This is a genomic window from Rhodothermus marinus (assembly GCF_009936275.1).
GTDB classification, from domain to species: Bacteria; Bacteroidota; Rhodothermia; order Rhodothermales; family Rhodothermaceae; genus Rhodothermus; species Rhodothermus marinus_A.
The window spans coordinates 351,724-378,606 of sequence record NZ_AP019797.1 but is presented as its reverse complement, the minus strand read 5'-3'; the positions used below and the strand labels follow the sequence as shown (position 1 = coordinate 378,606).

General features: G+C 65.0%; 17 protein-coding genes. 8 read left to right on the top strand and 9 right to left on the bottom strand.

Features of this window, described 5'->3' with window-relative positions; all coding sequences use genetic code 11:
* Positions 1-124: 124 nt before the first annotated feature.
* The 4 genes from GYH26_RS01730 to GYH26_RS01715 all read left to right on the top strand — a co-directional run bounded on the left by GYH26_RS01730 (position 125) and on the right by GYH26_RS01715 (position 5,198).
* Entirely contained in the window at positions 125-1,987 is a 1,863-nt protein-coding gene (locus GYH26_RS01730) for a 2-oxoacid:acceptor oxidoreductase subunit alpha (protein ID WP_161540234.1), read from the top strand.
* Positions 1,988-2,161: 174 nt separating this feature from the next.
* A complete protein-coding gene (locus GYH26_RS01725) occupies positions 2,162-3,220 on the top strand; it encodes a 2-oxoacid:ferredoxin oxidoreductase subunit beta (protein ID WP_161542344.1) in 1,059 nt (352 codons plus the stop codon).
* 298 nt (positions 3,221-3,518) lie between these two features.
* Complete coding sequence (locus GYH26_RS01720) at positions 3,519-4,070, top strand: hypothetical protein (RefSeq protein ID WP_014066039.1); 552 nt, start codon at positions 3,519-3,521, stop codon at positions 4,068-4,070.
* Between the two features lie 54 nt (positions 4,071-4,124).
* The gene (locus tag GYH26_RS01715) at positions 4,125-5,198 is read left to right on the top strand and encodes a PA0069 family radical SAM protein (protein ID WP_161540233.1); all 1,074 of its coding nucleotides are present in this window, start codon (positions 4,125-4,127) and stop codon (positions 5,196-5,198) included.
* Between the two features lie 25 nt (positions 5,199-5,223).
* Here GYH26_RS01715 and GYH26_RS01710 read toward each other — a convergent pair whose 3' ends face one another.
* The gene (locus tag GYH26_RS01710; RefSeq protein WP_161540232.1) at positions 5,224-5,445 is read right to left on the bottom strand and encodes a DUF2283 domain-containing protein; all 222 of its coding nucleotides are present in this window, start codon (positions 5,443-5,445) and stop codon (positions 5,224-5,226) included.
* A gap of 420 nt (positions 5,446-5,865) precedes the next feature.
* Between GYH26_RS01710 and GYH26_RS01705 the strand changes: the two genes are divergently transcribed.
* From GYH26_RS01705 to GYH26_RS01695, 3 genes are all read left to right on the top strand, one after another.
* Positions 5,866-6,297, top strand: coding sequence for a DoxX family protein (locus GYH26_RS01705; protein WP_014066036.1), 432 nt, complete (start codon positions 5,866-5,868; stop codon positions 6,295-6,297).
* Positions 6,298-6,387: 90 nt separating this feature from the next.
* Positions 6,388-6,987 carry a DJ-1/PfpI family protein gene (locus GYH26_RS01700; RefSeq protein ID WP_014066035.1) on the top strand — a complete coding sequence of 200 codons (600 nt, stop codon included), beginning with the start codon at positions 6,388-6,390 and terminating at the stop codon, positions 6,985-6,987.
* A 191-nt stretch (positions 6,988-7,178) separates the two neighbouring features.
* Positions 7,179-8,471, top strand: coding sequence for a dipeptidase (locus GYH26_RS01695; protein WP_242006539.1), 1,293 nt, complete (start codon positions 7,179-7,181; stop codon positions 8,469-8,471).
* On the opposite strand, the gene GYH26_RS01690 is transcribed toward GYH26_RS01695, so the two are convergent.
* The 7 genes from GYH26_RS01690 to GYH26_RS01660 form a co-directional block, all read right to left on the bottom strand.
* Positions 8,443-9,624 carry an endonuclease/exonuclease/phosphatase family protein gene (locus tag GYH26_RS01690; RefSeq protein WP_161540230.1) on the bottom strand — a complete coding sequence of 394 codons (1,182 nt, stop codon included), beginning with the start codon at positions 9,622-9,624 and terminating at the stop codon, positions 8,443-8,445. The two genes, GYH26_RS01695 and GYH26_RS01690, sit on opposite strands and share 29 nt — an antisense overlap.
* On the bottom strand, positions 9,621-10,892 hold the full coding sequence (locus tag GYH26_RS01685; RefSeq protein WP_161540229.1) for a hypothetical protein: 1,272 nt from the start codon (positions 10,890-10,892) through the stop codon (positions 9,621-9,623). Before GYH26_RS01685 ends, GYH26_RS01690 begins: the two co-directional genes overlap by 4 nt.
* A 2-nt stretch (positions 10,893-10,894) precedes the next feature.
* On the bottom strand, positions 10,895-11,974 hold the full coding sequence (locus tag GYH26_RS01680) for a PorV/PorQ family protein (protein WP_206751735.1): 1,080 nt from the start codon (positions 11,972-11,974) through the stop codon (positions 10,895-10,897).
* Positions 11,964-14,879: a TonB-dependent receptor gene (locus GYH26_RS01675; protein ID WP_161540227.1), complete on the bottom strand. Its 2,916-nt coding sequence runs from the start codon at positions 14,877-14,879 to the stop codon at positions 11,964-11,966. The genes GYH26_RS01680 and GYH26_RS01675 overlap by 11 nt, the downstream gene beginning before the upstream one ends.
* A complete protein-coding gene (locus GYH26_RS01670) occupies positions 14,876-16,492 on the bottom strand; it encodes a hypothetical protein (RefSeq protein ID WP_161540226.1) in 1,617 nt (538 codons plus the stop codon). The genes GYH26_RS01675 and GYH26_RS01670 overlap by 4 nt, the downstream gene beginning before the upstream one ends.
* Positions 16,493-16,562: 70 nt before the next feature.
* Complete coding sequence (locus GYH26_RS01665) at positions 16,563-18,761, bottom strand: T9SS type A sorting domain-containing protein (protein WP_161540225.1); 2,199 nt, start codon at positions 18,759-18,761, stop codon at positions 16,563-16,565.
* 27 nt (positions 18,762-18,788) lie between these two features.
* Complete coding sequence (locus GYH26_RS01660) at positions 18,789-20,963, bottom strand: hypothetical protein (RefSeq protein WP_161540224.1); 2,175 nt, start codon at positions 20,961-20,963, stop codon at positions 18,789-18,791.
* Positions 20,964-21,258: 295 nt separating this feature from the next.
* Between GYH26_RS01660 and GYH26_RS01655 the strand changes: the two genes are divergently transcribed.
* Positions 21,259-24,402 carry a TonB-dependent receptor gene (locus tag GYH26_RS01655; protein ID WP_161540223.1) on the top strand — a complete coding sequence of 1,048 codons (3,144 nt, stop codon included), beginning with the start codon at positions 21,259-21,261 and terminating at the stop codon, positions 24,400-24,402.
* Between the two features lie 72 nt (positions 24,403-24,474).
* On the opposite strand, the gene GYH26_RS01650 is transcribed toward GYH26_RS01655, so the two are convergent.
* The gene (locus tag GYH26_RS01650) at positions 24,475-26,877 is read right to left on the bottom strand and encodes an alpha/beta fold hydrolase (RefSeq protein WP_161540222.1); all 2,403 of its coding nucleotides are present in this window, start codon (positions 26,875-26,877) and stop codon (positions 24,475-24,477) included.
* Between the last annotated feature and the right edge of the window lie 6 nt (positions 26,878-26,883).

The window sequence follows — 26,883 nt, the reverse complement described above, 5'->3', positions numbered from 1 at the left end:
CGGTGCATCGCACGAAGCGATGTAGCCGTTGAACTCCCCGCATCTTTTTGCGTTGCATCTTTTTGCGAAATATCGGACGTTCCGATAGATAGCCGTTATCAATCCGTCGTCTTTTTGCCAGATTATGGCCGTCTTTGAAAAACCTGTGGAGGTCCTCCCCGAGGCGACCGTGCTCTTTGCCGGCGACTCGGGTGACGGCATGCAGCTGACGGGATTGCAGTTCGCCCGGGCCACCGCCCTGGCCCGCAACGACCTGGCCACGCTGCCCGACTTTCCCGCCGAGATCCGCGCGCCGGCCGGCACCACCTACGGCGTGAGCGGCTACCAGCTTCACTTCGGCTCGGTCCCGGTACGCACGCCGGGCGATGCCGTCGATATGCTGGTGGCCATGAACCCGGCCGCGCTGAAGGTGCACCTGCCGCGCGTGCGTCGGGGTGGGACGCTGCTCATCAACGTGAACGCCTTCGACCGACGCGGGCTGGAGCTGGCCCGCTACGAGACGAACCCGCTCGAAGACGGCTCGCTCGAAGGCTATCAGGTCATCCCCGTCGAGCTGACACGTCTGACGCACGAAGCGCTGGCCGACAGCGAACTCGACAAAAAGGAGATCGACCGCTGCAAGAACATGTTTGCGCTGGGGCTCGTGCTCTGGCTCTACTCGCGCCCGCTGAAACCCGTCGAGGAATGGCTGGCGCAGAAATTTGCAAACCGGCCCGAGATCCGGGACGCCAACCTGAAGGTCCTGCACAAAGGCTACCACTACGGCGAGACGCACGAGCTGTTTGCCGTCCGTTACGAAGTGCGGCCGGCGCGCCTGGAGCCCGGTCTGTACCGGGCCATCCGGGGCGTCGAGGCGCTGGCGCTGGGGTTGATCGCGGCCAGCCACCAGAGCGGCCTGCCGCTCTTTTACGGCTCTTACCCGATCACGCCGGCCTCGGACCTGCTGCACGAGCTGAGCCGGCACAAGAACTTCGGCGTGATGACCTTCCAGGCCGAGGACGAGATTGCGGCCGTGGGGGCGGCGCTGGGCGCCAGCTTCGGCGGGGCGCTGGGCGTGACGGCCACCAGCGGCCCGGGTCTGGCGCTCAAGGCCGAAACGATCGGCCTGGCGGTGATGACCGAGCTGCCGCTCGTGGTGATCGACCTGCAGCGCGGCGGTCCCTCGACGGGTCTGCCCACCAAGACGGAGCAGAGCGACCTGCTCTTTGCACTCTACGGCCGCCACGGCGAGGCCCCGCTGCCCGTGCTGGCGGCCAGCTCGCCCGGCGACTGCTTCTACGCGGCCTACGAAGCCTGCCGCATCGCCGTACGCTACATGACCCCGGTGATCCTGCTGGCCGACGGCTACCTGGCCAACGGCGCCGAACCCTGGCGCGTGCCGGACGTCACCTCACTGCCGCCCTTCGCGGTGCAGTTTGCCACGGAGCCCAACTTCCGCCAGAACGGCGACGTGCGCTTCCTGCCCTACCGCCGCGACCCCGAGACGCTGGCGCGCCCGTGGGCACGTCCGGGCACGCCCGGCCTGGAGCACCGCATCGGCGGCCTCGAAAAAGAGCACGAGACGGGTAACGTCTCGTACGACCCGGCCAACCACCAGCGCATGGTGAAGCTCCGCGCCGAAAAGGTGGCCCGCGTGGCTCGGGAGATCCCGCCCACGGAAGTCTTTGGCGATCCCGAGGGCGACGTGCTGCTCATCGGCTGGGGTTCGACGCGCGGCGCCATCGAAGCGGCCGTCGAGCGCCTGCAGGCTCGCGGCCTGCGCGTCGGCAGCGTCCACCTACGCTACCTGAATCCGCTGCCGCCCGATCTGCCGGCCATTTTCGAGCGCTACCACCATCTGGTGGTGCCCGAGCTGAACAACGGCCAGCTCGTACGCGTCCTGCGCGACGCCTACCTGCGGCCGTTCGTGCCGCTGAACAAGATCCAGGGCCTGCCCTTCCAGGCCCGAGAGATCGAGGAGTTTGTGGCCGACCTGATGCCGTCCTGAAATTTCAACCCTGCGGTAGTTGCCATGTCCGACTCCAAGCGTCCGGAAGAAAACGCCCCGCGCGGTACGCGTCCCGCCATGCCGCCGGGGGCCAGGCCCGCCATGCCGCCCGGGGCCAAACCGGCCATGCCACCGGGGGCCGGTCCCGCTATGCCGCCACGTTCCAAACCGGCCATGCCGCCGGGGGCCAAACCGGCCGGCGACGGCAAGCCGCGCTTGACCCGCAAGGACTTCGCCTCGGATCAGGACGTGCGCTGGTGCCCGGGCTGCGGGGACTATGCCATCCTGGCCACCGTCCAGCGTCTGCTGCCCGAGCTGGACGTGCCCCGCGAGAACATCGTGTTCATCAGCGGGATCGGCTGCTCCAGCCGTTTCCCCTACTACATGAACACCTACGGCATGCACTCTATCCACGGCCGGGCACCGGCCATCGCCACGGGCCTGAAGGCCAGCCGGCCGGAGCTGGACGTGTGGATCATCACGGGCGACGGCGACGCCCTCTCGATCGGCGGCAACCACCTGATCCACATCCTGCGCCGCAACCTGAACGTGCAGATTCTGCTGTTCAACAACCAGATCTACGGCCTCACGAAGGGTCAGTACAGCCCGACCTCGGAAGAAGGCAAAATCACGAAAAGCTCGCCCTACGGCTCGATCGACCACCCCTTCAATCCGGTGGCGCTGGCACTGGGGGCCGACGCAACGTTCGTGGCCCGCTCCATGGACCGCGACACGAAGCACCTGCAGGAAATGCTCCGCCGGGCGCACGACCACCGGGGCGCCGCCTTCGTCGAGATCTACCAGAACTGCAACATCTTCAATGATGGCGCCTTCTTCCAGTTTACCGAGCGCGACACGAAGCCGCACCGGGCGCTCTTCCTGGAGCACGGCAAGCCGCTCGTCTTCGACGAAGGCCGCAAGGGGATCCGGCTCGACGGCTTCCGGCCCGAGGTGATCGACCTGACCGACGGCCGGTGGTCCCTCGACGACTGCCTCGTCTACGACGAGACGAACCGCGAACTGGCGCACATCATGGCGCGAATCTTCTTCCGGCCCGACCTGCCGCAACCCTTTGGCGTCTTCTACCGGGAGGAGCGGCCCACCTACGAGGACCTGCTGCACCGCCAGATCGCCGAAGTGACGGCGCGCAAGGGCAAAGGCGACCTGCAGGCCCTGCTCCAGAGCGGCGACACCTGGGTCATCGAACCCGAACCGGCCGAAGCCACCGAATAAAACCGGCACAGCGCACCGAACTGCCTGGCGAAGGGCGGTGCTCCCATCGCCCTTTGCTTTTCTGCACCGGCACGCTCGACGCGCCCGCTTCCGGGAAAAGCGCTCATGATATGATTTCCGGGAAATCATAGTGCATGTGAGAAAGCACGGGCGCACACTGCGGTGCGCCCCTACAGATCCTTGACGTTTTCCCTATCCCGTAGGGGCGGACCCCTGTATCCGCCCGATCATACCCGCCGGATCACGTCCGCCACACGGGGTGTGGCCTCCTCATGCACCAGTAAATCAGCGATCCCATATGACGCCTTTCGCCTACCTGTCGGTCCTGATCTCGATCGTGCTGGGTCTGGGACTCACCGAACTGCTCTCCGGCGTGCAGCGCCTCGTGCACCAGCGCGATCGGGTTCGTTTTCACTGGCTGCCGCTGACCTGGAGCGGCCTCGTCTTCGTGGCCCTGGTTCAGTGGTGGTGGGCCGCCTTCGGCCTGCGCCACCAGGTGGCCTGGAATTTCTTTTCATTTCTGCTGATTCTGCTTGTGCCGGTCCTGCTCTACCTGGCGGCCGCGCTGGTCCTCCCCAACAGGATCCCGGACGATCCCTGCGACCTGCTGGACCACTACCGCAAAATGCAACGGCCGTTTTTTGCGGCGCTCGCTGCGGTCAACGTGCTGGAAGGGCTCCGGGCGCTATCGGTGCACGACCGACAGGCGACCTTCCTGAACCTGGCGGGCGTCGTGCTGCTCGGCTCGCTGGCCGTCGTGCGTAACCTTCGTTACCACGCCGTGGTCACCATCCTCACTGCGATCCTGCTCCTGCTGTTCATCGTGCTGGAGACGCTCCGGATTTCGTAAGCGCGGCAACCTGAAGGGCCGAAGGCGGTACTTCCGACAAAACAACCCTGCTGCATGGCCCAGCTTCCAGCCCCCAAAGGCCGCGGGGCGGCCTTCAATCCGCCGAGCCGCTTCGAACCACGCCATCTGGAACCGGACCCGGAGGCGATCATCCGGGAAGAAACGCCCTACCGGGTACCCACGACCATCCTGGAAGACCACACGCGCTCGGCGCTCGCCCGCAACGACAGCCCGGACATCCCCTTCAACTTCGGGCTGAATCCCTATCGGGGCTGCGAGCACGGCTGCGCCTACTGCTACGCCCGCACCTATCACGAATACCTGGGCTTTTCGGCCGGACTGGACTTCGAGACGAAGATCGTCGTCAAACGCGACATTGCCCGCCTGCTCGAACAGACGCTCCGCCGCCCTTCCTGGGAGCCACAGCCCATTTCGCTCTCCGGCGTGACGGATCCCTACCAGCCGCTCGAACGCCGCCTGCGGCTGACGCGGGCCTGTCTGGACGTGCTGCTGCGCTATCGCAACCCGGTGGTGATCGTCACGAAAAACGCGCTCATCCGGCGCGACCTGGACCTGCTCGCCGAAATGGCCCGCCAGGAGCTGGTGCTCGTGTGGATCTCGGTCACCAGCCTGAAGCCGGACATCACGGCCCGCCTGGAGCCGCGCACGGCACGTCCGGCGCTGCGCCTGAAGACCATCGAAGCGTTGAGCCGGGCCGGCGTGCCCGTGGGCGTGCTGGCCGCCCCGATCATCCCCGGGTTGACCGACGAAGAGCTGCCGGCCATCCTGGAGGCGGCCGCCCGCGCCGGGGCCCGCTGGGCCGGCTACACGCTGCTCCGCCTGCCCGGAGCCGTACGCGAGATCTTTCTGGATGCACTCCGGCGTCACTTCCCCGAACGCTACGACCGCGTCGTGCGCCGCCTCGAAGCCATGCGTGGCCCTTCGCTCAACGACACGCGCGCCGGCCGCCGCCTGCACGGATCGGGCAAGGAGGCCGACCTGCTGGCTCAGCTTTTCCACCTGACGTGCCGACGACTGGGCCTCAACCGAACGCGCCCCGTGCTCCGCACCGACCGCTTCCGCCGCGACGGCGCCCAGCTCTCCCTGTTCGAGCAGGAAAGGCCCTGAGACAGGGCTTCGACCTGCACGCCGTTCAGGACGTCTCGCCGCCGGCCGGAACCGACTCGAACAGCAGGCGGCGCAGTTCTTCGGTAGCAACGCGCCGCGACAGGTAGAGCAATTCTATGCCGACCACCTGTCCGTCCTTGTTATAATCGAGCAGAATTCCGGGAGCTACCTCTTCCGTATAGGCAACCGGCTGATCACTTAGCGCCAGATAAAGCGCATCGGCCTGTTCGTCAATTTTCAGCCTCATACAAGCGTTATTCGACGATCGAAGTAAGCCGTAACCACACGAATTGGATTTACCTTCACGTTGACCACCACTCTAAGCGTTCGGTTTCCAAATGCAGCAATTGGTCCCAGGCGATGCTCCAGACTCGGATCCTGACGGTCCGGTTCGATACGATACGGATGAAACACCCAGGCCAGCGGAATGCCACGTCGTTCCAGCACCTCTGTTGCACGTCAGGGTATAGCTTCGCTCATGCGACATTGCAGCTCGTTCGCTACATGGAAACGAAACGAATTGTCAGAGATAAATTTATTTCACAACTCGAAACTGACGCGCATTCGGCCGCCGGTGCCATCCGTATCGGTTCAGAAGCGCTCCGCTTGTCTTGCGGGCGCGTCGCGACTATCTTCCGGCACCGGTTCACCAACCCATTGCGAAACCATGTGGCGTGATCCTGAAAAGCGTCGCGATCTGGGCCTGTTGATCGTGCGGATCGGTCTGGGCCTGACGTTTCTGTTCATCCACGGCGGTCCCAAACTGCTGGGCGGACCGGAGCGCTGGGCGCGCGTCGGTGGTGCCATGCAGGGCTTCGGGATCGACTTTGCGCCGACCTTCTGGGGTCTGGTAGCCGCGCTCTCGGAGGCGGTCGGTGGCGGTCTGTTGCTCCTGCTGGGCCTGTTCTTCCCCTGGGCCTTGATTTTCCCGACGCTCACGCTCCTGGTGGCCGCGCTCGGACACCTGACGGGCCTGATCCCCGGCGGTCCCTGGTATCCACTGGAGCTGGCCATTGTCTTCATCGCTCTGATGCTCACGGGTCCCGGCCGCTACAGCCTCGACGCGCGCCGCGCCCGCCAACAGGTAACGATTTCGTAACCGGCCCGACCGGAACAGCCCCGGCCGCTCTTCGTGCTTTCTCCGGAAGCGCTTAATCCCATCCCCATCCACCAATCCAGAGGAGGCGCCATGGCTGCCAAGCGAATTCTGATGATCGTCGGGGACTTCGGCGAGGACTACGAGATCATGGTCCCCTTCCAGGCGCTGCAGGCCGTCGGTTTCCAGGTCGATGCCGTCTGCCCGGGCAAGCGGAAAGGCGAAAAGGTCCGCACCGCCGTCCATGATTTCGAAGGCGACCAGACCTACTCCGAAAAGCCCGGCCACAACTTCCAGCTCAACGCCACCTTCGACGAGATCCGTCCGGAGGACTACGACGCGCTGGTGATTCCGGGTGGCCGGGCGCCCGAGTACCTGCGCCTGAACAACCGCGTGCTGGAGATCGTCCGCCACTTCGCTCAGAACAACAAGCCGATCGCGGCCATCTGCCACGGGCTGCAGATCCTGACGGCGGCCGACGTGCTGAAGGGCCGCCGCTGCACGGCCTACCCGGCCGTCGGTCCCGAGGTGAAGGCGGCCGGTGGCGAGTACGTCGAGGTGCCGGTCGATGAGGTCGTGGTGGACGGCAACCTGGTGACGGCGCCAGCCTGGCCGGCCCATCCGCGCTGGCTGGCCGAATTCTTCAAGGTGCTCGGGCTGCGCATCGAACACGAGGAAGCCGCCATGGCCTGAGCGCTCCTTGCACAGCATAGCCATCCGTGAGCCCCTCCCGCGCGGGAGGGGCTTTTCTGTATGGAGCCAGGCTGCGGATCGGCAAGCTATTCACGCCGTGAATCATTTTTATTCCCCGGCTTCACATACCTGATCGGCTCCCGGATCGAATGGCTGGCGCCGGACGTACTGGCCGCACCGTGGTGGACCGTATGCTGATGCGTCTCGCGTTTTTGCTGCTGTTGCTGGCGCCGGCCTGTCGGGCCCAGACGCCCACGCCGACGCCGCCTCTCCCGGCCGACACGCTCCGGGCCGAGGACGGTGGTCCCGTTGCGCTACCGCCACCCCGCTACCACGCCCTGCTGCGTCTGGACACACTCTGGGCACGGGTGCTGGCGCTCCACTACCGCACGCTGGTCTTCGACGGGCACATCGACACGCCCACCCGCATGCTGGAGGGCTTCGACTTCGGACGACGCCACCGCCGGGCCGACGGTCACGTGGACCTGCCCCGCATGTTCGAAGGCGGACTCGACGCCGCGTTCTTTTCGATCTATGTACCCGCCGCCTACGGCGAAGGCGCGGCGGCCGTCCGCTACGCCCGTCGCCTGATCGCCGAAGTGCGCCGCCAGGTGGCCGCCCACGCCGACAGCGTCGCGCTCGCCTACTCGGCCGCCGACGTGCTGCGCATCACACGAAGCGGCCGCAAAGCGATCCTGCTGGGGCTCGAAGGCGGCCACGCACTGGCCGGCTCGGTGGACACGCTCCGGGCGCTTTACGAAGCCGGCATTCGGTATGTCACGCTCACGCACGTCAACACGAATCGGCTGGCCGATGCCTCCCAGGATCGCCCGCGCTGGAACGGCCTCAGCAAAGAAGGCCGCCGGATCGTCCGCGCAATGAACCGCCTCGGCATGCTCATCGACCTATCGCACGCGTCCGACGCGACCTTCTTCGACGTGCTGGCCATCTCCGAGGCCCCCGTCATTCTCTCGCATTCCTCGATGCGGGCGCTGGTGCCCGCCGTCCGCAACGCCAGCGACGAAATGCTCCGGGCGCTGGCTCGCAACGGCGGCGTCGTGCTCATCAACTTCTTCGACGCGCTGGTCAATCCGCACCTGACGGCCGACGTCTACGCCGAGGCCGAGCGCCGCACAGGCGGCAACCTGCGCCAGCTCTGGAATGCTGTCTATGCGGTCCGGCGCGAGCGGGGTCTGCCGGGCGCCACGCTCGAAGACGTGCTCGACCATATCGACCACGCCGTGCAGGTGGCGGGGATCGACCACGTCGGGCTGGGCTCGGACTTCGACGGCGTGTTCGACCTGCCCGCCGGACTCGAAGACGTGACGCGTCTGCCCTGGATCACCTACGGCCTCTACCGCCGCGGCTACTCCGAGACGGACATTCAGAAAATCCTGGGCGGCAATTTGCTGCGCGTGCTGCGCGAAGCCGAACGCGTCGCCTCCCGCCTTCAGGCTACGGAAGCCGGATCAACGTCCGACTGACGCGCCGATCGCCCTCCGCCACCTCGACCCGATACACTCCGGCTGCCAGCCCTTCCAGATCGATGTAAAACCGCACCTGACCGACGCCCGCCGGTCGCTCCCACCGACGCACCAGACGTCCGAGCACATCCCATACTCGAATTGCGACCGGCGCCCCCCGGCCTTCCCAGACGACCCGGACCTGGCCGCGTGCAGGATTGGGGTACAGTTGCAGGGCAATCTCCGGCTCGCCGGAAACGGCCACGCCGGACGCCCCCCGAAACCGAAAGCGGGCATAAACCGGCAGGTGGTCCGACGTGGAAAACACGTAACCCGGGATTGCATCGAGCAGCGCCGTAAAACGGTCCGCCGAACTTTCCTCGTAGGCGTCGAACAGTTCGTCGGTGATCAGGATGTGGTCAAGTGTCGATCCCGTCCGGCACGTACTGCTGTTGCCGCACCAGGTGGGCAGGTCGGCCGCGTCCAGCGCTTCGGTCAGAAAGCGGTAATCGTCGGTATCGGAGCGGAAGTTTTCATAGGGCGACGGCAGGCCTGTGAGGATCGACGCGTGCAGCTCGTCGTTCCAGTCGCCCAGCACGATGACGGGACGGGTGCCATAGAGCAGATCGAGCCGGCTTTTCAGACGCTGTGCCGCTTCGCGCCGTCGGTCGTAGTCGTCCAGACCGCTCCCGGCTTTCATGTGCAGCGTGATGAAGGTGACTACGACCGTCGTATCGGGCAGGTGTACGGCAGCTTCCAGCAAAAGTGGCGGCCGGAAGGCGAACGCTTCGGCGAACTCGGTCAGGATTCGTTCGACGCGTCGGCGCTGCACCACGTCGCGGCGGTAGACGAAAGCCAGCCGCTGCGTCACGCCCGGCGAGGCCGTTTCGCCCAGCACGCCTTCGTAATCGCTTCCCAGACTATCGAGCAATGCCTGAAAGGCGGCCGGGTCGCTCACCTCCTGCAGGGCCCAGAGGTCGATCCCACTCTGCGCGATGACGGCGCGGACGTTCGCCTGCTGCCGCGCTTCGTCCGAGGGGCCGTTATCCGGATCGCCGAACCACTCCACGTTCCAGGTGCCCACCTCCAGCGTGGCGGATGTGCCCACCGAGGGGATCTGCGCCCACGCCGGAAGGACCCAGCCGAGCAGCAGGACGAGCAGCGCGCGCTTCATTCGAAGTCCGTGTTGAGGCGGAAGCGGGCGATGCGGTTGTTGCCGGTGTCGGCCACGTAGACGATGCGCCGGTCGTAGGCCACCCCCTGCGGGTTATTGAACTGGCGGGAGCCGTCTCCACGCCCACCGAACGATACCACCACCGGCTTCGTACTGGCCGCCCCGGGCGGCGGCGCCACGCCCTCGACACCCGCCGACGTGAAAACGAACAGGCTATCCTTGCAGGCGTCGAGCACGAACAGGTAGTTGGTGCCGTCGGCCGCAAAGGCCAGGTCCGAAGGACAGCCAAACTTGAAATCCTCGTACAGGAAGCCGTCGCCCCGCGTCGTGTCGCCCACGATCTGAATTTTGTCGGCGTCCGGGCGGTATTCGATCCCGTCGGGCGTCTCGACGGCGCGGATCGACAGGACGGCGTAGCGGAGCCGCTCCCCTTCGGGGGGCGTCTGGGCGATGTAAAAGTCGCGAAGGAATGGAAACGTCGTACGTTGCGGCGGATGAACGAACGTCAGCACATCCGAAGGGTTGATGGCGCTGCGAAGGCTCGGCTGGCGGGGATCGAGCGTCACGAGCGCCTGCGTGTTGATGCCGTCCGGCGTGAACTCCAGAATCGTGTTGTGGGGCAGAATGACCGAGGCCGGATCGTTGACCGGGCCGCGCCGCGCCACGTAGATCGAGTTGTCGGCCAGCACGGCCACGCCCGTGAACTCGACCTGTTCGTCGGTGGGAATCGGATCGGGTCGGTTCAGCCGACGCGAGCGGTCGTCGAACGGATGCCAGAGGATGTCCACCAGGCGGGGATTGCCCGTAGGAATGCCCGCATAGTGCAGCACGACGGGCAGATTCCAGGTGCGTCCTCCGATCGTGGTATCGCGCCGGGCCGTTACGTACACGTGCAGCCGCCGGTCCTGGATGACCGAAGTTGCCCCACCGGGAATCGGGATGAATACGGCCGGTCGGCCCGCCTGGTCCAGCACGTGCAGGCCCCGGGCGTCCACCACGTAGATGAACGTATCGAAGCCCACGTACACGTCCTTTGGCGCTTCCAGCGGCGCGCCGTCACCCCCCAGCGTGTAGAACGGAAAGAGCGGCACATACTCGACCTCGCGTAACAGGCCGGGCTCGGTGCGTCCCACGCGGAAAATCTCCTCGGTGGTCGGATCCTGCTTGGTGCCCAGCAGGGCGTCGCACCCGGCAAGCAGCAGTCCGAGTACGAGCAACGCGCCCCAGGTCTTTGTCCACCGACGTGCCACGCTACGGAAACGGCTCATGGTCACAACTCCAGATTAAGCCCCACGCGATGCACCGTGCCGAGGCGTTCCAGATGCTGGAACCCGTAGTCAAAGCGGGCCTGCACTCCGGCCACCAGTTCGGGCAATCGAAGCCCTACGCCCAGCGCGGGGGTGCGGAATTCCTCGACGCCGAACCGATAGCCCATCCGCACCATCAGCGTGTGATTCCAGGTGTATTCGGCCCCCACGTTGAAGGTCTCGGCGTTGTCGTTCGGGTTGGTGAGCTGGCCCAGCAGCGTTAGACGATGTTGCGGGTTGTCCCGGAGCAGCGTGTAGCTGACGCCCAGCAGAAACGTAGTGGGCGGCGTGATGGTCTCGAACTCGGTTTCGATGCGCACGCTCGGATCCGGCGTCGTCGCAATCGGCTCCGGATCGGCAGCCCGCTTGGCCGGACCCGTCTGCGCGATCACCGTACGCGCCAGTTTGCCCTCAGGGCGGCCGTCAAACCCGAAATGCCGGATCGCCACGGCCATCTGCACGCCGGTATCGCCCACCCGGTAGAAAATGCCCAGGTCGAACAGAAGCGTCTGCGTGACCAGCTCGGCCACACTCTCGCGCACGTAGCGGGCCGTGATGCCGTAGCTGAACAGGTCCGTGAGCGGCTGCGCCACGCTCAGCCCCAGCGCCAGGTCCCGGAAGCTGAACATCTCGCCGGTGCCATAGGGCTCGAACTCGGTCGTCACCGGCATCTCGCCCGAGTCGAGCGCCTCCAGGCTCAGCCCCAGCGTCAGCCCGCCCCAGCGGAGCGGATAGATCAGCGACAGGTAGTCGAGCCGGATGTCCACGAAATAGGCGGTGTGGCCGACGCCCACCTGCACGTTTTCGATCTGCGCGGCCAGCGCCGGATTCCAGAACAGCGCCGAAGCGTCGAATGCCTCGGCCACCACCGTCTCGCCCAGCGCGGCCGAGCGGGCATCCACCGGAATCTTCAGAAACTGGAAGCCCGACGTGCCGGCCCGATCTCGCCCGTAGGACGGCAGGAGCTGCGCCCGGGCCTCGCCGAACGCCCCGAGCAGCAGTGCCAGCAGCAGGCAGATCCGTGTCATTCGCTCAGAACGCATAGGAGATTCCAAACATCACATGGCGCGGCGGCAGGAAACGCGCCGGGTTGAACGGCGGCAACCCGGTCGTGGTCGGATCCTCGTAGCGCGGATCGCGCACGTTGATGGGCACATCGAAGTCTCGATTGCCCCGAAGCTTCGTAAAATCGGTCTTCTCCGGATCGACATCCGGATAGGCTTTACCCGTCACCGGATTGACGATCACGCTGTTTTTCTGATTGAACAGATTTGTGATCTCGACGGAAAGCTCCAGGTCGTTGCCAGCCAGTCGGATGCGACGGCGCAGGGCCAGATCGAACCACCACCAGGGCGCTCCGATGCGGCTGTAGCGGGCGGCCGGATCCGAGACGATCTCGTAGATGGGCCGCCAGTTCGCCTCGCCCGTGAAGGGATTCGTCTGGTAGCCTTTGAATTCGGCGGGCGTGTAGCGCTGGCCGCTCCGGAACGTCGTCGAAAGGAACAGTTGCAGCCGGTTCAATCCGGGCAGGCCCAGCAGCGGCCGCGGCCGATCGTAGGTGAGCGTGACGCTGGCCTTTAGATCGATCGGTCGGTCCCAGGCCAGCGGCGTTTCGAAGGTGTTTTCGATGTCGCCCCGGGCCAGAAATTGCACGAGCGCGTCGTTGTTCGTCGAGCTCAAGCCGGTGGCCCGCGAAAACGAGCCGGCCATCTGGCCCAGGAACCAGTCGCCGATGCGCTTCAGGTAGCTGACCTCCAGACCACGCACGCGGGCAAAATCGCCGTTGATACGGAAGGCGCGTACCGTCTCGCGGCCGGTCGGGTCGCGGATGATCACGTTTTCGATCGTGATAAAGTCGAACTTGTCCCGCCAGAAGGCCGTCACGCTCAGCACGTCGTTGCTCGTGACCTGGTAGCGAAGCCCCAGCTCGTAGGAGATGTCCACCTCCGGATTCAGGTTCGGATTGCCCAGGTCGGCAAAGAACGAGCGGTCCTGGTAGAACGGATCGAGCCCGGCATAGACGAAGGTCGGGTGCGGCAGGCGCGTTGCGCGCCCGTAGTTGAAAAAGAGCACCTGATTTTCGCGAATGGGGAACGAGACGCGAAGGCGCGGCAGCAGGAAGAACTTGGTCCGGAGCCCGAAAAACGGCACCGTGTCGTCCTTGTAGGCCCGGCGGACGGTCTCCAGAATCGGCGCGCGCGGATCGTCCACGAGCCGGTCCACGTACCGCCCCGGCGACCACCATTCCAGCCGAAGCCCGGCGTTCAGGATCAGGCCCCGGTAACGCACCTGGCCCGTCGTAAAGAGTGCACCGCGGCGCGGTTTGACGCGCCAGATGTCGGCGCTTTCACCGAGGCGTCCGGTCGCTTCCGCCGCTTCGGAGCCGATGGGCGCCCCCACCCAGGGCCGGATGATGTCGATCCACTGGTAGTCGTTGAATTTCAGCTCCAGTCCGGCATTCAGCCGCCGGTTGCGGTCCGTCGAAAACAGCGTGTAGGTGCCCAGCAGCGTCCACTCCTCGGCAAAGTGATCGTGGAAGCGCGTGGCGATCCCGCCGTTGTTGTACAGGCCGGGGCCGGGCAACACGAAGAGCGCGTTGGGGTCGAAGGGCTGGCCGTTTTCGTCCACGAAGATCGTGGCCGGGTAGGTGACGATGCTTCGCGGGTCCAGCTCGGTGGTAACGGCACGGGGGCGCCAGCGTCGCCCGTTCGCATCGGCCCGAAGCCGGGTAAAGAGACGGCTGATCTGGATTTCGTAGAAGGAGCGCTCGTTGATCACGTGCGAGGCCTTCACGTAGGCCAGCACGTTGTCGTGGGCGAACGTGTTGGCGTTTTCAGGCTGCAGGATGAAGGCATACTGGAAGCCGGGTGCCACCACGGCCTCGTTGCCCGTCACCTGCAGCATGCGCGTGTTCTGGTTGACCGTCAGCGAGCGCTGGTAGGCGGCCTGCAGCTTCAGTCCCGGCCAGGGCGTGTAGGTCAGTTTCAGAAAGCCATTCCAGCGGTTGCCCGTGCGGGGCAGCAGGAAGTCCCACTTCACCAGCGACGAGCGCACCGAGTCGGGATCCGATACGTGCCGGGTAAAGCCGTCGGAGAGCTGCACCTGACCGGCCACGAAAAAGCGAAGCCGGTCGGTGCCGAGCGGTCCGCCCAGCGTCAACTCGTAGAGGTCTTCGTGGAAGTTGCTGCCCCAGCTTTCGTTCAGGCTCCCGAAGTTATCCCGTTTGTGCGTGAAGCTACCCGAAAGACGCTCGCCGCCCTCACGGGTCTGGATCGAGACCACGCCCGAAGTGACGTCGCCGTAGCGGGCGTCCAGTCCGCCGGTGATCACCTCCACTTCCTGGAAGGCGTTCGTGCCCAGGTCGAGCCCGAAGCCGGTGCCGGCCAGCGGGTCGCGGGCCGAGACGCCGTCCACGTAGTAGCCGGTCTCGTAGGCGCGGCCGCCGCGGATGTACAGGCCCGTCGGATCGCGCAGGACGCCGGCCTGCTGGCCCACCACCTCCTGCACCGAACGCAGCGGCGCTGCCTCGATCTGCTCACGCGAGACGATGTAGGCGCTCGACGACTGTTCGACGTCCACCAGCGGCCGCTCGCCCACGACCACCACCTCTTCGCCGACCACCACCTGCTCCCGGAGCGTAACGTCCAGCGTGGTCGTCTCGCCGTCGCGGACGCGCACGCCGGTGAAGAGCACGGTCTCGAATCCCACGTAGGAGACGCGCACCGAGTACTCGCCCGGCCGCAATCCATCGATACGGAAGCGTCCGTCCAGGTCGGTGGCCGCCCCGTAGCTGGTGCCGACCACCACCACGTTCACGCCGGGCAGCGGCTCGCCGCGCTCGTCACGCACGGTGCCCGCAATGCTTCCCTGGCCGCGGGCCGGCAGGGCCCCGACCAGCGTCAGCAGCAACCACAGGATCGCGTTGCGTCCGGCTGTCCGTCGGTTCATCGTTCGGGAAAGCCAAGGCTTCGGAGCAGGAGCATGACGGCCCGGCGACCGGCCTCCGGGTCGCCGTCGGCCCCGACCAGCTCGGGCTCGCCACTGAGTTCGTTCACCAGGGGCAGCCCGAAAAGCGCCACGCGGGCGTCGGCGCTGATCGACGCCACGGTACGCGGATACGGCCAGGTGCCGCGCCGGCCGCTCCGGCTCAGGTACCGATAATCCGCCTCGTAGAGCGGGATGATTGTGGCCCCTTCGGCGAAGTAAGGCAGTTCGTTGATGAAGAACCGGTTGCTCTGCAGCGGCGGCAGTGCTTCGGCCACGCCCGGCGGTGCGCTGACGGGCGTGATGGCTGCGCCGGAGGGCAGCTCCAGCCGCCGCACCGAATCGGGCAGCACGAGCAGGTCGCTCAGCGGCAGCATCAGGATGGCCGGGTTGCCCAGGTTCGCTTCGGGGTCGCGCGGTTGCGTGACCGGACTGTGCACCAGGATACGCCCACCCCGTTCGAAGAACAGGTCCATCACCGCCGCGGCATAGGGCAGGTTGTTGCCAACCACGCTGTTGACCGTGGCCGTCGAGACCCAGTAGATGTAGTCCCAGAGCGCCAGCGTCTGGCGCAGCGTCGGGTCGGGCACGGGCGGCAGCGCGTCGGAGCGCGGCGTGTTGCCGGCCGATCCGGTTACGTAGGGGCGGGATATATCCCACTCGTCGATGGGCATACCCGGCGGCAGAAAGTCGCGCAGGATGGCCCGATGGTAGGCCATCACGACCGAACCCGTCGCCTTCCGGTAGTCGTTGACCAGCAGCACCCGGCTCCGGGGCTTCTTGACGAACCACGTGTGCCGGGCCAGCGCACTGCTCGTGTCGGCCTGATCCACGGCCCGCACGTAGAAGGTGTTTTCGGCGTCGAGCCGCAACCCCGGCACTTCGATCGTGGTAGACCGGAAGGCACGTCCCGTATAGACGCGGGCCGTTACTTCGGTCTGCGTCGGATCGTCGCGGTCGAAGTTCGCCACGAACGTCACGAAGTCCACGTCGGGCGGCAGCGCCACGAACTGCGTCGAGTCGTTGAAGCTGACTTCGATCCGGGCCAGGTTGACGGCACCGTCCGGATCTTCAGCCTGCCAGCTAAAGGAGAAGATCGGAAACGTCGTGTCGGGCGGCAGCTCGAAGCTGACCAGCCGGATTTCCGGCGGCGAATTCCGGATCGGGAAGACCGTGCGCGCAGGCGTGGGATCGGCCAGCCCTTCGTTGTCGATGGCCCGTACCTCGAACACCACATTGGCCGTGGCGCTCCCGGGCGGGATGGGCAGCAGGACGAGCGAGTCGTTGCGGATCGTGCGCGTCCAGAAGACGTCGGCCGGTCCCGTGGTGGCATCGTAGTAGCGGAACTCGTAGGCCGCCACATAGCCGTCCGGGTCGTCGCCCGTCCACGACACGTAGACGGTGCTGACGAGCCGCTCCTCGTCCGACAGGTTATCGACGAGCGAGCTGTCGCGCACGCTCAGGTAGGTCTCGGGCGGCTGGTTGGGTAGCGGCTCCCCCGTGAAGCCGGCGTCGCAACCGCCCAGCAGCACGATCAGCGCAATTAGTCCCGGTAACGCGCGCAGCGAGTACGTCACGGTCTCCTGCTCAAGTAATTGCCGGGCGGGGCGGCGGCCGCCTGACCGCCGCCCCGTTCCCGACGCTACGTTACTTCATGCGAACGATCATCCGCGTGGCCGTGCCGGCCTCCGTGGTCAGCCGCACCACGTAGAGGCCGTTCGACAGCCCGCGGCCGTCCAGCTTCACCTCGTGCACGCCGGCCGGCTGCACACCGTCGACCACCACGGCCACCCGGCGGCCCAGCAGGTCGAACACCTCCAGGCGCACCGGACCGGCCTGCGGAAGCGCGTAGCGCAGCGTGGTGACCTCGGCGAAGGGGTTCGGATAATTCGGGGCCAGCGTGAAGGCGGCCGGCAGGTTTTCGCCGGGTTCCACGTCGGTCGTGATCGGACCGATGTCCGTGTTCGGATCCTCGGGCACCAGCTTGTACTCGCCGAACGAGTACCACCAGATGCCCTGAATGAATTCCACCAGATCGCCCGCCTGGAAGGTGTTCACGGCAAAGTCCGAAGAAATGGCACTGGACCGGTCGTCGGCCTTTACCTTGTTTTCCTCGGTGCCGTCCGACGAGAACGACCACTCGCCATAGCCCTCGTCGGGATTGATGATCGTCACGTTCTCGAAACGCACGAGCATGCCTTCGTGGGCCTCGGCAATCGACGGATCGACCAGGTCGTTCGTAGTCATCGTCTTGTAGCCCAGAAAGTCGCCCGTGCCTTCTTTGGTGAACGTAAGGCTGTCTAACTCTGTTACACCTTGGTTTTCCTGGATGTAAGCTCGCGTGATGTGCAGCCGGTCACCCCGTTGGATCGTATCGCGGGCGGCCGAAGGCAGGTTCAGCAGGATGCCCGACCACGGCCCCAGGTTGGCGTCGTCCTGCACGGCCACCAGGCCCGAAACGGACGGCTGACTCTGCACCACCACATGCAGATCCATGTCGGTGGTCACACCGGCAAACGGACTGTCGCCCGGACCGCCGTTGGGCGTTTCCTGCACATGCGCGATCTGCGTAATGCCGCCATAGAGCACCCGGTAGTACTGATCGTCCGAGCGCGTGCGGGCACCCGTGTTGTCCTCGGCCTCGACCCAGTAGGTCACAAAATCGCCGTCCGGTGCGGCCGGAATCTGCGCTTCGTAGAGCGCCAGCGTACCCCGCGCGCCCGCCTTCGAAGCGGCCGGTGAAGCCTGCACCACCTGCGTGTCGGGCTGCGAGCTGGTGTAGTAGTGCAGCTCGACGCTCGTGAGCTGACGGTTCGGGTCGGCCGCCACGTCGAAGGTGATTGTCACGGGCTCGTTGCCCGGCACAAAGTCGGGGCGCCCCACATCCGAGATGGTCGGCGGCGCCTCAAGCACCTCCAGGTCGGTGTCTTCGAAGGGGGCCAGCCGCAGCATGGCGCCAGGCGGAATAGCCCCCAGATCGAATGCCTCAAAATACCCGCGGAAAACCACAAAGCCCTGCACGTTGATCAGTGCGCCCGGCGGCGGCGGGCGGAACGGATCGTTCGGAGCGCGCTTGTTGTACTCGTCCGGGTAGCCGGCGCGGTCATTCCGGAAGCGCAGCGAGATGTCGTCGGCCTGCACGAACGTCTCGCCACCGTCCGACGAGAACAGCCAGTTGGGGCGTCCCTGGTCGGCCAGCGTGCTGCGCAGCATCGTGGCGTTTTCGATCCGGACGTACTGATTGTTCAGCCGGGCGAAGTTGTCCCAGTTCACCTGCACTTTGCCTACGTCCACGTTCACGTTCAGGTCGGCCGTGGTGACCACCACCGGATCGAGCAGGCTGTCGGGCAATCCGAGACTTTTATAATCTCCCAGCAATTCAATTGAGATGGGCACTAACTGAATCGTGTTGAAATAATAGTCCACAACGGCCGTAAACGTAGCCACATCACCCTTTGTCAGGTTCTTCAGGCCCGTCGTCTCGTAGGCGCCGTCCACGATCTGAATGGTCATCCCATCTTTACCCTGCGAGACGGCCGACGTGTCGCGTACGAACACGTGCAGCCGGGAGGGTACGCCATCCTGGTTCGTGCTGGCCAGGCCGGACTTGCGTGGATCGCTCATCACCACGGCCGTGAACCGCACCGTGTCGCCGGTGAGCGGCGACTGAATGAGGCTTTCGATACGATCTGTAGTAAGGGAAGTACCGAGCTGTTTGAGCAGCGCCAGGCTGTCGGGGTGAATCTGGTTGATCTCCCGCACGGTCACGTCTTTGATCTGGGCGCGGGCCGGCAGCAGCAGCCCGATGCCCAGCAGCAGGAGCATCGTGGTAGCAATGCGTCGCATGGCAGTAAGGGGTCTGGTTGTTGAGGTCTATTTGATGATTACAAACTTCCCGCGCTGGACCTCGCCGGTATCGAGGTCCTTCACGGTGAAGAGGTAGAGTCCGGAAGCCAGGTCCAGGCCGTTTTCCGAGAGCAGGTCCCAGGCATGTTCTCCTCCGCTGAGCCGGCGGCCGGGACCGCTGAAGTCGTTGAACCAGCGGATGTCGCCCGTGTAGGTGGCCGCGTCGTGGTAGAGCGTTTTGACGATCTCGCCGGCCAGCGTGTAGATGCGGATTTCGCAACGAGGCGGCAGGTTGTAGAAGTAGAGCTTGCGCGTGCGGCTGGTGCCGCCGTCCCACGCTGCTCCGGCCCGATACGGGTTCGGGTAGACGCCGACCGGCCCGCGCCGCGTAGGCGTCGTGCCCGGAAAGACGCGCACCGCCCCGGCCGTTCGGGACGATTCGAGCGGCTCCAGCCCGGTATCGGGGTCGCCCTCGTCGAAGGCCGTCACGATGAACAGATACTGCCAGCCCGCCTTCAGATCGGACATCTCAAAGCGGTACCAGTACCGCGTCGTGTCGTCGGAAAACGTGACGGGCTCGGGCAGTCGGATTGCTTCAAATCCGTTGTTGAAGCCGGTCCGGTTGCCGGGTCTGTCGTACTGGGCGATCAGCACGGCCCGGTCGAGCAGGTTGCCAAACCGATCGTCGCCCGGATTCGTGCGGTAGATCCGGTAACCCTCGAAGTCCCGACGGCCGGTCACCGGGTCGATGGCCGACTCGGCGCTCCGGTCCCAGTAGAGCACCACGCCCGTGCGCGTGCGGCCTGTTTGCGGATCGGTGTCGGTGGTGAACTCGACGCGCACGCGAGGCGGCGGCGGGGGCTCAGGAATCAGGTAACGGTCGAGCCGACCATTGCCGTTCACATCTTCGCCCGGATCCAGCCGGCCGTTGTAGTTCAGGTCTTCGCCCGCGTAGGTGCGGCGGGCCCAGAACAGGTTCGTGCGCAGCAGGCTCCGGCTTTCGGCGTTGTCGATGGGACGCCCGGCCAGTCCCTGATAGGCTTCGGGCTTGAGCGCTCCGACGAAGGCGAACGTCACGCGCAGCGTATCGCCCGGCAGCACGCGTCGGAACGGCCCGACGGGCGTCAGGCCGATCCAGTTACCCTGCGAGCGCTGGCCGGCCGTGCGCAACTCTTCACGCCAGGCACGCACGGCCTGCACGTACGAAGAATCCTGGCAGGCCAGATCCTGCACGCCCCGGCAGCCCGGATAGTCGGCCGGATTCGGGTAGGGGGTGCCCATGCGCTGATAGCGCGTGCGGTCGTCGCCGGGCCGCGAGCGCTCGTCCGTTCCGCCGCTGAACAGCCACCAGCGCGGGTTCACGATGGGCGGCGTGTAGCCGTCCCGGATGTATTCGTCGGCTACATTCGGGTGAAAGAAGCGGTACTGTCCCGTGCGCGGATCCCGCCACTCGGCCCCCAGAAAGGCAATCGCCCCGTAGGTGTTGATCGACTCCTCGGTGCCGCCTGCATTGAAGGCATAGGTGGCCTGCAGGCTGTCGATGAAGCCGACGCCGTTTTTGTTAAAGAAAGCACTGCCCTGATCCTGCGTGGTGTTCACGTTGCGCACGACCAGGTCGTGGTAAAGCCCCACGTAAACGCTGTCCCAGGGCTGGTCGCTGATGTTGATGATGTCGAAGTTGATGATGACGAAGCTTTCGGTGAAGAGAAAATTCCAGGCGTAGCTGGTCTGGATGATCTTGGCGCCGAGCTGCCCGGCCGGATCCGGCATGGGAATGAGCGTGCCGGGCAGAAAGCGGGCCGTGTCGGTGTAGGCGGTCACGAAGTCCTGATGGCTGACGGCTGCACGGGTAAAGACAGGTGAGGTGGGCAGCGTGGAACGCTCGATGATCGGTTCCAGGGGCGCCAGTTCGTAGCCCGCTGCACCGGGCCGATAGCCGCCAGAAGAAGTGATAGCCCCGGTGCGCACCGTGATGAGGCCGTCGCTGCGGATGGCACCGATCCAGAGCCCGGCCTCGAACAGGTGCTCGACGCCCGAGTCGAGCGGATATTCGAACGAAGGCGGTCCGGCCGGATTGTTCCGCACGTTGGCTTTCCCCACGAAGCCCGCGTTCGTGATCGTGAGCCCCACGTTGCCGATGTTCACCACCGCTTCCTCGAAGCCCTGCGCCAGCGTTCCGGCACTCCACCACCCCAGCCACATCACAAGAAGGAAGCGCTTCCATATCTTCAGGGCCCAAGATGTCCTGCACATCTTCATCTGTGGAAGCACTGCTCGAACGACCGTTGATACCGTGTTTAATGTACGAGGTTGCCGCATAGAATACAATGCGGCGGGCAATTTAAAGCACGACCGCTTCCGTTTCAGGTTAAGCTTATGTTATGCGCAAAGTTTTAAAAATTAAATATTCTAAATGAACCGACTCTTCAACAATAGCGAACGCGCCGTTGTGTAATTTGGCGAGCGAATCGGTTCAACCAAACCCGTGCTTACCGCCATGCGACGAATCAGTCTGATACTGCTTTGCCTGCTGGGGCTTCCCCTGGCAGGCTATGCCCAGGGTGTGACGACCGCCGCCCTGACGGGCACGGTCACCGACGAACGCGGCGACCCCCTGCCGGGCGCCAACGTGGTGGCCGTGCATGAACCCACCGGCACCCAGTACGGCACCACCACCCAGATCGACGGCCGCTATGCGCTGCTGAACCTGCTGCCCGGCGGCCCCTATACCGTGACGGTTTCGTTCGTGGGGTACCAGACCCGTCGCGAAACCGACCTGATGCTCCCGCTGGGACAGACGCGCGTGCTCGACTTCACGCTCGCCGAAGCGACCGTAGAACTCCAGGCGCTCGAGGTGGTCGGCGTGCGCAGCTCGGTACTGAACTCCGACCGCACAGGCGCCCGCACCAACATCGACGAAGCCACCATCGAGCGGGTGCCCACCATCACGCGAAGCCTGGCCGACTTCACCCGGCTGACCCCTCAGGCCACCGGAGGCTTTTCGCTGGCCGGCCGCAACAACCGCTACAACAACATCCAGATCGACGGCGCCACGCTCAACGACGTCTTCGGCCTTTCGGGCACCGGGATGCCGGGCGGTCAGGCCGACGCCCAGCCCATCTCGCTGGACGCCATCCAGGAGTTCAACATCGACATCGCCCCCTTTGACGTCCGATACAACGGATTCACCGGCGGATCCATCAACGCCGTCACGAAAAGCGGCACGAATCGTTTGAGCGGCTCGGTGCGTTACCTGGGCCGTAACCAGAACTTCGTGGGCGATCTGAAAACACCCGACGGCGAGACGGTCCCCTTCGGCGACTTTTCGGAGTACACGCTGGTAGGCAACCTCGGCGGCCCCATTCAGCCCAACCGCGCCTTCTTCTTTGTCAACGCGGAATACCAGCGCCGCAAAACACCGCTGGACGTGGGCGTGCAGGGCAGCCGGGCCGCCACCATCTTTCCGGTAGCACTGGATTCGCTGAACCGGATCATCGAGATAGCGCGCACCCGCTATGGCTACGACCCCGGCGGCTTCGATCCGCTTTCCAACGGTACGGACAACTTCAAACTGCTGGCCAAAATCGACTGGAATCTGGCGCCCAACCATCGGCTGACGCTGCGCCACAACTACGTCAATGCCGACAAGGACGAGGGCATCAGCCGGGGCACGTTCAGCTTCGACCTGTCGAACCGGCGCTGGATCTTCGAAAGCGTCCAGAATTCGACGGTACTGGAACTGAAGAGCACCTTTGGCACCAATCTGTTCAACGAAGCGCGGCTGGTCTATACGCGCATCCGGGATAAGCGGACCGTTAAAGCCCAGCCGTTCCCGCAGGTGAGCATTCTGGTGAACAACCGCTACACGGTCAACCTGGGCATTGACCGCTTCTCCCAGGCCAATGCGCTGGACCAGGACCTGTGGGAGTTCACCGACAACCTGACCTACTTCCGCGGCAAGCATACGATCACCGTAGGCACCAGCAACCAGATCTATCGCTTCAGCAACCTGTTCATTCAGGATTACTACGGCGCCTACGAATTCAACAGCATTGCCGACTTCGAAGCCGGGCGGCCCTCGCGCTACTTCTTCAGCTACTCGTTGCTGGATGATCCCAAGCCGCGCGCCGAATTCACGGCCTACCAGCTCGGCTTCTACGTACAGGACCAGTATCAGGCGACGCCTCACCTGAGCGTGACGGTTGGCCTGCGCGTGGACGTACCGCTGTATCCGGACAAGCCGCTCTACAACCCGGCCGTGCCGGAGGCCTTCCCCGGCTACAGTACCGCCACGACGGCCAGCGGCAACCTGCTCTGGTCGCCACGCCTGGGCTTCAACTGGGATCTGTCGAAGGGGGCCCGTACCACCCAGCTCCGGGGTGGAACCGGCATCTTCTCGGGCCGCACGCCCTTCGTGTGGATTTCCAACCAGTACAGCAACACGGGTGTAGATTTCGGACGCGTCGACGCACGGAATCTACCCGAAGGCTGCTTCGTGCCCGAACCGGATCCCGCCGCCCAGCCGCGTCCGGGCACCGCGCTGGGTACCACCTGCGGTCTGGCGCCCATCACGACCACCGAGGTCAACCTGATCGACGAGGATTTCAAGTTCCCGCAGGTCTGGCGTACCGACCTGGCGCTCGACCAGCAATTGCCCTACGGGCTGATCGGTACCATTGAATTCCTCTATTCGAAGACGATCAACGATGTGGTCTTCGAGAACCTGAACATCGTCCGGACCGGTACGGCCCAGGGCGGCCGCGTGCTGTACGGCACACCGAGCTTCAACGGTTCGACCGCCCGCAAAGACCCGCGCTTCACGAACGCCATCCTGCTCAAAAATACCGACAAGGGCTACAGCACGAGCCTGACGGTGGGCGTACAACGTGAAGCCCAGGCCGAAGGGCTGAGCGGCGCCCTGTTCTACACGTGGAACCGGGCCGAAAACGTCAACAACGCCACCTCGAGCCGCGCCATCTCGAACTGGCAGTACAACGAAGCCCGCGACGTGAACAATCCGGAGCTGGGCACGGCCGACTTCGAGGTGCGCCACCGTATTCTGGCCCACCTGTCCTATCGCGTGCGCTACCAGCAGCGCTTTGCCACCACCGTCACATTGATCTACGAAGGACGCTCGGGTAGTCCCTTCACCTGGATCTACAACGGCAACGCGAATGCCGATACGCGCCGCGATAACGACCCGATCTACGTGCCGGCCAGCCCGGACGAGATCGTCTTCACGTCGGACTCGCCCGGCGGCTGGGACGAACTGAATGCCTTCATCGAAAGCGAACCCAGCCTGCGGAAGTACCGCGGCCAGATCGTGCCGCGCAACTCGGCCCGGGCTCCCTGGCGTAACCTGCTGGACCTGCAGCTCATTCAAGAGATTCAGACATTGGGTACCCAGCGTCTGGAGATTACCGCCACGTTGCTGAACGTGCTCAACCTGCTCAACAGCGACTGGGGTAAAGTTCGCTACACCCTTTTCGATACGGTCCGGCTGATGGACTTCCTGGGCTACGACGATCAGGGCCGGGCCATCGTGCGCTTCACGCCGGTGCAGGACCGGGACGATCTGTTCATCACGGACGACCTGGCTTCGCGCTGGCAGCTCCAGCTCGGTGTGCGCTACGTGTTCTAACGCCTGAGGCTCTCACCTGCAAAAAAGCCCCGCCCGGAGTCCGGGCGGGGCTTTTTGCGTTCAGGGCAACTCTTACCGCCGTCGGCCTGGGCCCACGGTCGTTTCGATCAGTTTCAGAATGCGTCTGTACTCGTCGGTCCAGCTCGAGGGCTCCTGGAAGCCGTGGCCTTCGACCGGGTAGACGGCCAGTTCCCAGTTCTCCTTGCCCAGCTCGATCAGCCGCTGCACCAGCCGGAAGATGTCCTGCGGCTGGACGTTCGTGTCCACCAGTCCGTGGCACATGAGCAGCGGGTCTTCGAGCCCCTCGGCATGGTAGATCGGCGAGGAGCGCACGTAGGCGATCGAATCGGTCTCGGGCGTGTTCAGGATGTTCGACGTGTAGGGATGATTGTAGTGCGCCCAGTCGGTCACGGCCCGAAGCGCGGCCCCTCCGCCGAAGTGTTCGCCTTCGGTAAAGAGCGCCATGAGCGTAAGGAAGCCGCCGTACGAACCGCCGTAGATGAAGACGCGCTCGGGCGGAATGCCATAGCGCTCCTGCACGTAGCGGGCGGCGTCCACGTAGTCCTGCAGGTCACGGCCGCCCATGTGGCGGTAGATGGCCGTGCGCCAGTCGCGGCCGTAGCCGGCCGAGCCCCGGTAGTCGAGGTCCAGCACCAGGTAGCCCCGGTCGGCCAGCAGGTTGTGGAACATGTACTCGCGGAAGTAGCTGCTCCACCAGCGGTGGACGTTCTGCAGGTAGCCGGCGCCGTGCACGAAGAAGACGGCCGCGCCGTTGAGTGAGTCGGGTTCGTAGACGCGGGCCGGCACCTGCGCGCCGTCGGAGGCCGGGATGAACCGGATCTCCGGATCCCGCCAGGGATAGGCCAGCCATTCTTCGGTGGGCGAGTGCGTGATACGCTGCGGCTCGCCCGGCCGCCCGCGCCGGAGCGGTTGCAGGTAGATTTCCGGCGGCCGGTTGCTGTAGGAATACAGGATCCCCATCACCTGCTCGTCCGGGCTCAGCACCACGTCGTTGCGGCCGGTCAGCGTGGTCAATCGCTCACGCGATCCGCCGTCGATGGGCATCCGGTAGAAATGGCGTTCGAAGGGCGAGCCCTCGCTGCTGATAAAGTACCAGTAGCGGCCGTCACGGGAAACGAACGGCTCGAACACCTCAAATTCCCCGTCGGTGAGCTGGCGGATCCGGCCGGTTTCGGCGTCCACCACGTACAGGTGGCTGTAGCCGGTGCGCTCGCTCTGGAAGTAGAAGTGCCGATTGTCGGGTAGCCAGCCCATCGTGCTGCGTCCGCCAAACCAGGAAATACCGGGACCGGCAATCCAGGCCTCGTCGTGCTGGCGGTCGAGCACGGTCAGCCGTCCCGTTTCCGGATCGAGCCGGACGATCCAGCGGTCCTTGTTGTCGCGCGCCCGGACCTCCAGCACGGCATAGCGCCCGTCGCCGCTCCAGTACGGCCCGTATGCGTACAGGAACCGCTTCGTCTTCTGCGAATCGGGCTCGACACCCTGCTCGCGCAGGTACTCGGGCACGTCGTAGGCGCCCGGCACCTGGTGCAGATTCACCCGGTAGGTCGTGTCGCGCATCAGGTCCTGCACATACAGCTCGAAGCTGCCCGGCGGCACGCCCACTTTGGGGCGCGCCTGCAACTCCCGCGCATAGCCCGACTCCGTCACATAATCCATGACGGCCGTGGCCTTTTCTCGCGGTTCGTCGGTCGTCAGCGCGAACGTTACGAAACGCCCGGTGGGGTCGAGCTGGAGTTGTTCAACGTTTTTATCGCCGTAGTAGAAGGTCGGCGGCGGATTTTCGGCCTTCCGATCACGCTCCTGTGCCTTTTCGCGCGCCTCGCGCATTTCCACCCGTTTGCGAATCACTTCGAAGAGGGCTCGCTGCTGCGCTTCGAGGAAGGCGTCCTGCGCGTCGGGCCTGCGCTCGCGCGGCTCCTGACCCCGTCGCAGGTCGGTCAGCTGCGTGAGCGCGCCCGTGCGCAGATCCAGTTGAAACAGATTGTTCTCTTTGACGAACACGACGGCCTGGCCGTCCGGCGTAAAGCGCGGGTTGCTTTCGCACTCGGCCGTGCGGGTCAGGCGCGTGAGCCGACGTGTAGTGCGGTCATACAGGTACAGGTCGCCGTCACGGGCGAACACCTTGCGCCGGAAGTCCGCGTCGTACACCCATTCGCCGTGATGCCAGCCGTCGAAGGCCGGCGGCAGGTTGCGGCGCTCTTCGGGCGTGACCTTCTCCGGCGCTCCGCCACTCCGAGACACCCTGTAGAGCGAGTCGGAGGGAAACTGTCCTTTGGGATTCCACCAGAAGTAGAGGTACTGGCCGTCCTCGGACCAGAACGGATTGTCGGGCCAGTCGCCGATCCAGGTTTTCGGATCCTGCATGATTTTCTCGACGGTGAGCTGCGGCTGGGCCCAGGCCACGCCGCCCAGCATCAGCAGCAGGATCCATCCGGCCGTCAGACGTTTCATGAGTGT

Bases quoted from the DNA above. Each gene is read 5' to 3' on its own strand.
- GYH26_RS01725 (WP_161542344.1), top strand. From the start codon at position 2,162: ATGCCGCCGGGGGCCAAACCGGCCGGCGACGGCAAGCCGCGCTTGACC.
- GYH26_RS01665 (WP_161540225.1), bottom strand. From the start codon at position 18,761: ATGCGACGCATTGCTACCACGATGCTCCTGCTGCTGGGCATCGGGCTG.
- GYH26_RS01675 (WP_161540227.1), bottom strand. From the start codon at position 14,879: ATGAACCGACGGACAGCCGGACGCAACGCGATCCTGTGGTTGCTGCTG.
- GYH26_RS01730 (WP_161540234.1), top strand. From the start codon at position 125: ATGGCCGTCTTTGAAAAACCTGTGGAGGTCCTCCCCGAGGCGACCGTG.
- GYH26_RS01700 (WP_014066035.1), top strand. From the start codon at position 6,388: ATGGCTGCCAAGCGAATTCTGATGATCGTCGGGGACTTCGGCGAGGAC.
- GYH26_RS01655 (WP_161540223.1), top strand. From the start codon at position 21,259: ATGCGACGAATCAGTCTGATACTGCTTTGCCTGCTGGGGCTTCCCCTG.
- GYH26_RS01705 (WP_014066036.1), top strand. From the start codon at position 5,866: ATGTGGCGTGATCCTGAAAAGCGTCGCGATCTGGGCCTGTTGATCGTG.
- GYH26_RS01650 (WP_161540222.1), bottom strand. From the start codon at position 26,877: ATGAAACGTCTGACGGCCGGATGGATCCTGCTGCTGATGCTGGGCGGC.
- GYH26_RS01685 (WP_161540229.1), bottom strand. From the start codon at position 10,892: ATGAGCCGTTTCCGTAGCGTGGCACGTCGGTGGACAAAGACCTGGGGC.
- GYH26_RS01710 (WP_161540232.1), bottom strand. From the start codon at position 5,445: ATGAGGCTGAAAATTGACGAACAGGCCGATGCGCTTTATCTGGCGCTA.
- GYH26_RS01695 (WP_242006539.1), top strand. From the start codon at position 7,179: ATGCTGATGCGTCTCGCGTTTTTGCTGCTGTTGCTGGCGCCGGCCTGT.
- GYH26_RS01680 (WP_206751735.1), bottom strand. From the start codon at position 11,974: ATGCGTTCTGAGCGAATGACACGGATCTGCCTGCTGCTGGCACTGCTG.
- GYH26_RS01690 (WP_161540230.1), bottom strand. From the start codon at position 9,624: ATGAAGCGCGCGCTGCTCGTCCTGCTGCTCGGCTGGGTCCTTCCGGCG.
- GYH26_RS01715 (WP_161540233.1), top strand. From the start codon at position 4,125: ATGGCCCAGCTTCCAGCCCCCAAAGGCCGCGGGGCGGCCTTCAATCCG.
- GYH26_RS01720 (WP_014066039.1), top strand. From the start codon at position 3,519: ATGACGCCTTTCGCCTACCTGTCGGTCCTGATCTCGATCGTGCTGGGT.
- GYH26_RS01660 (WP_161540224.1), bottom strand. From the start codon at position 20,963: ATGTGGCTGGGGTGGTGGAGTGCCGGAACGCTGGCGCAGGGCTTCGAG.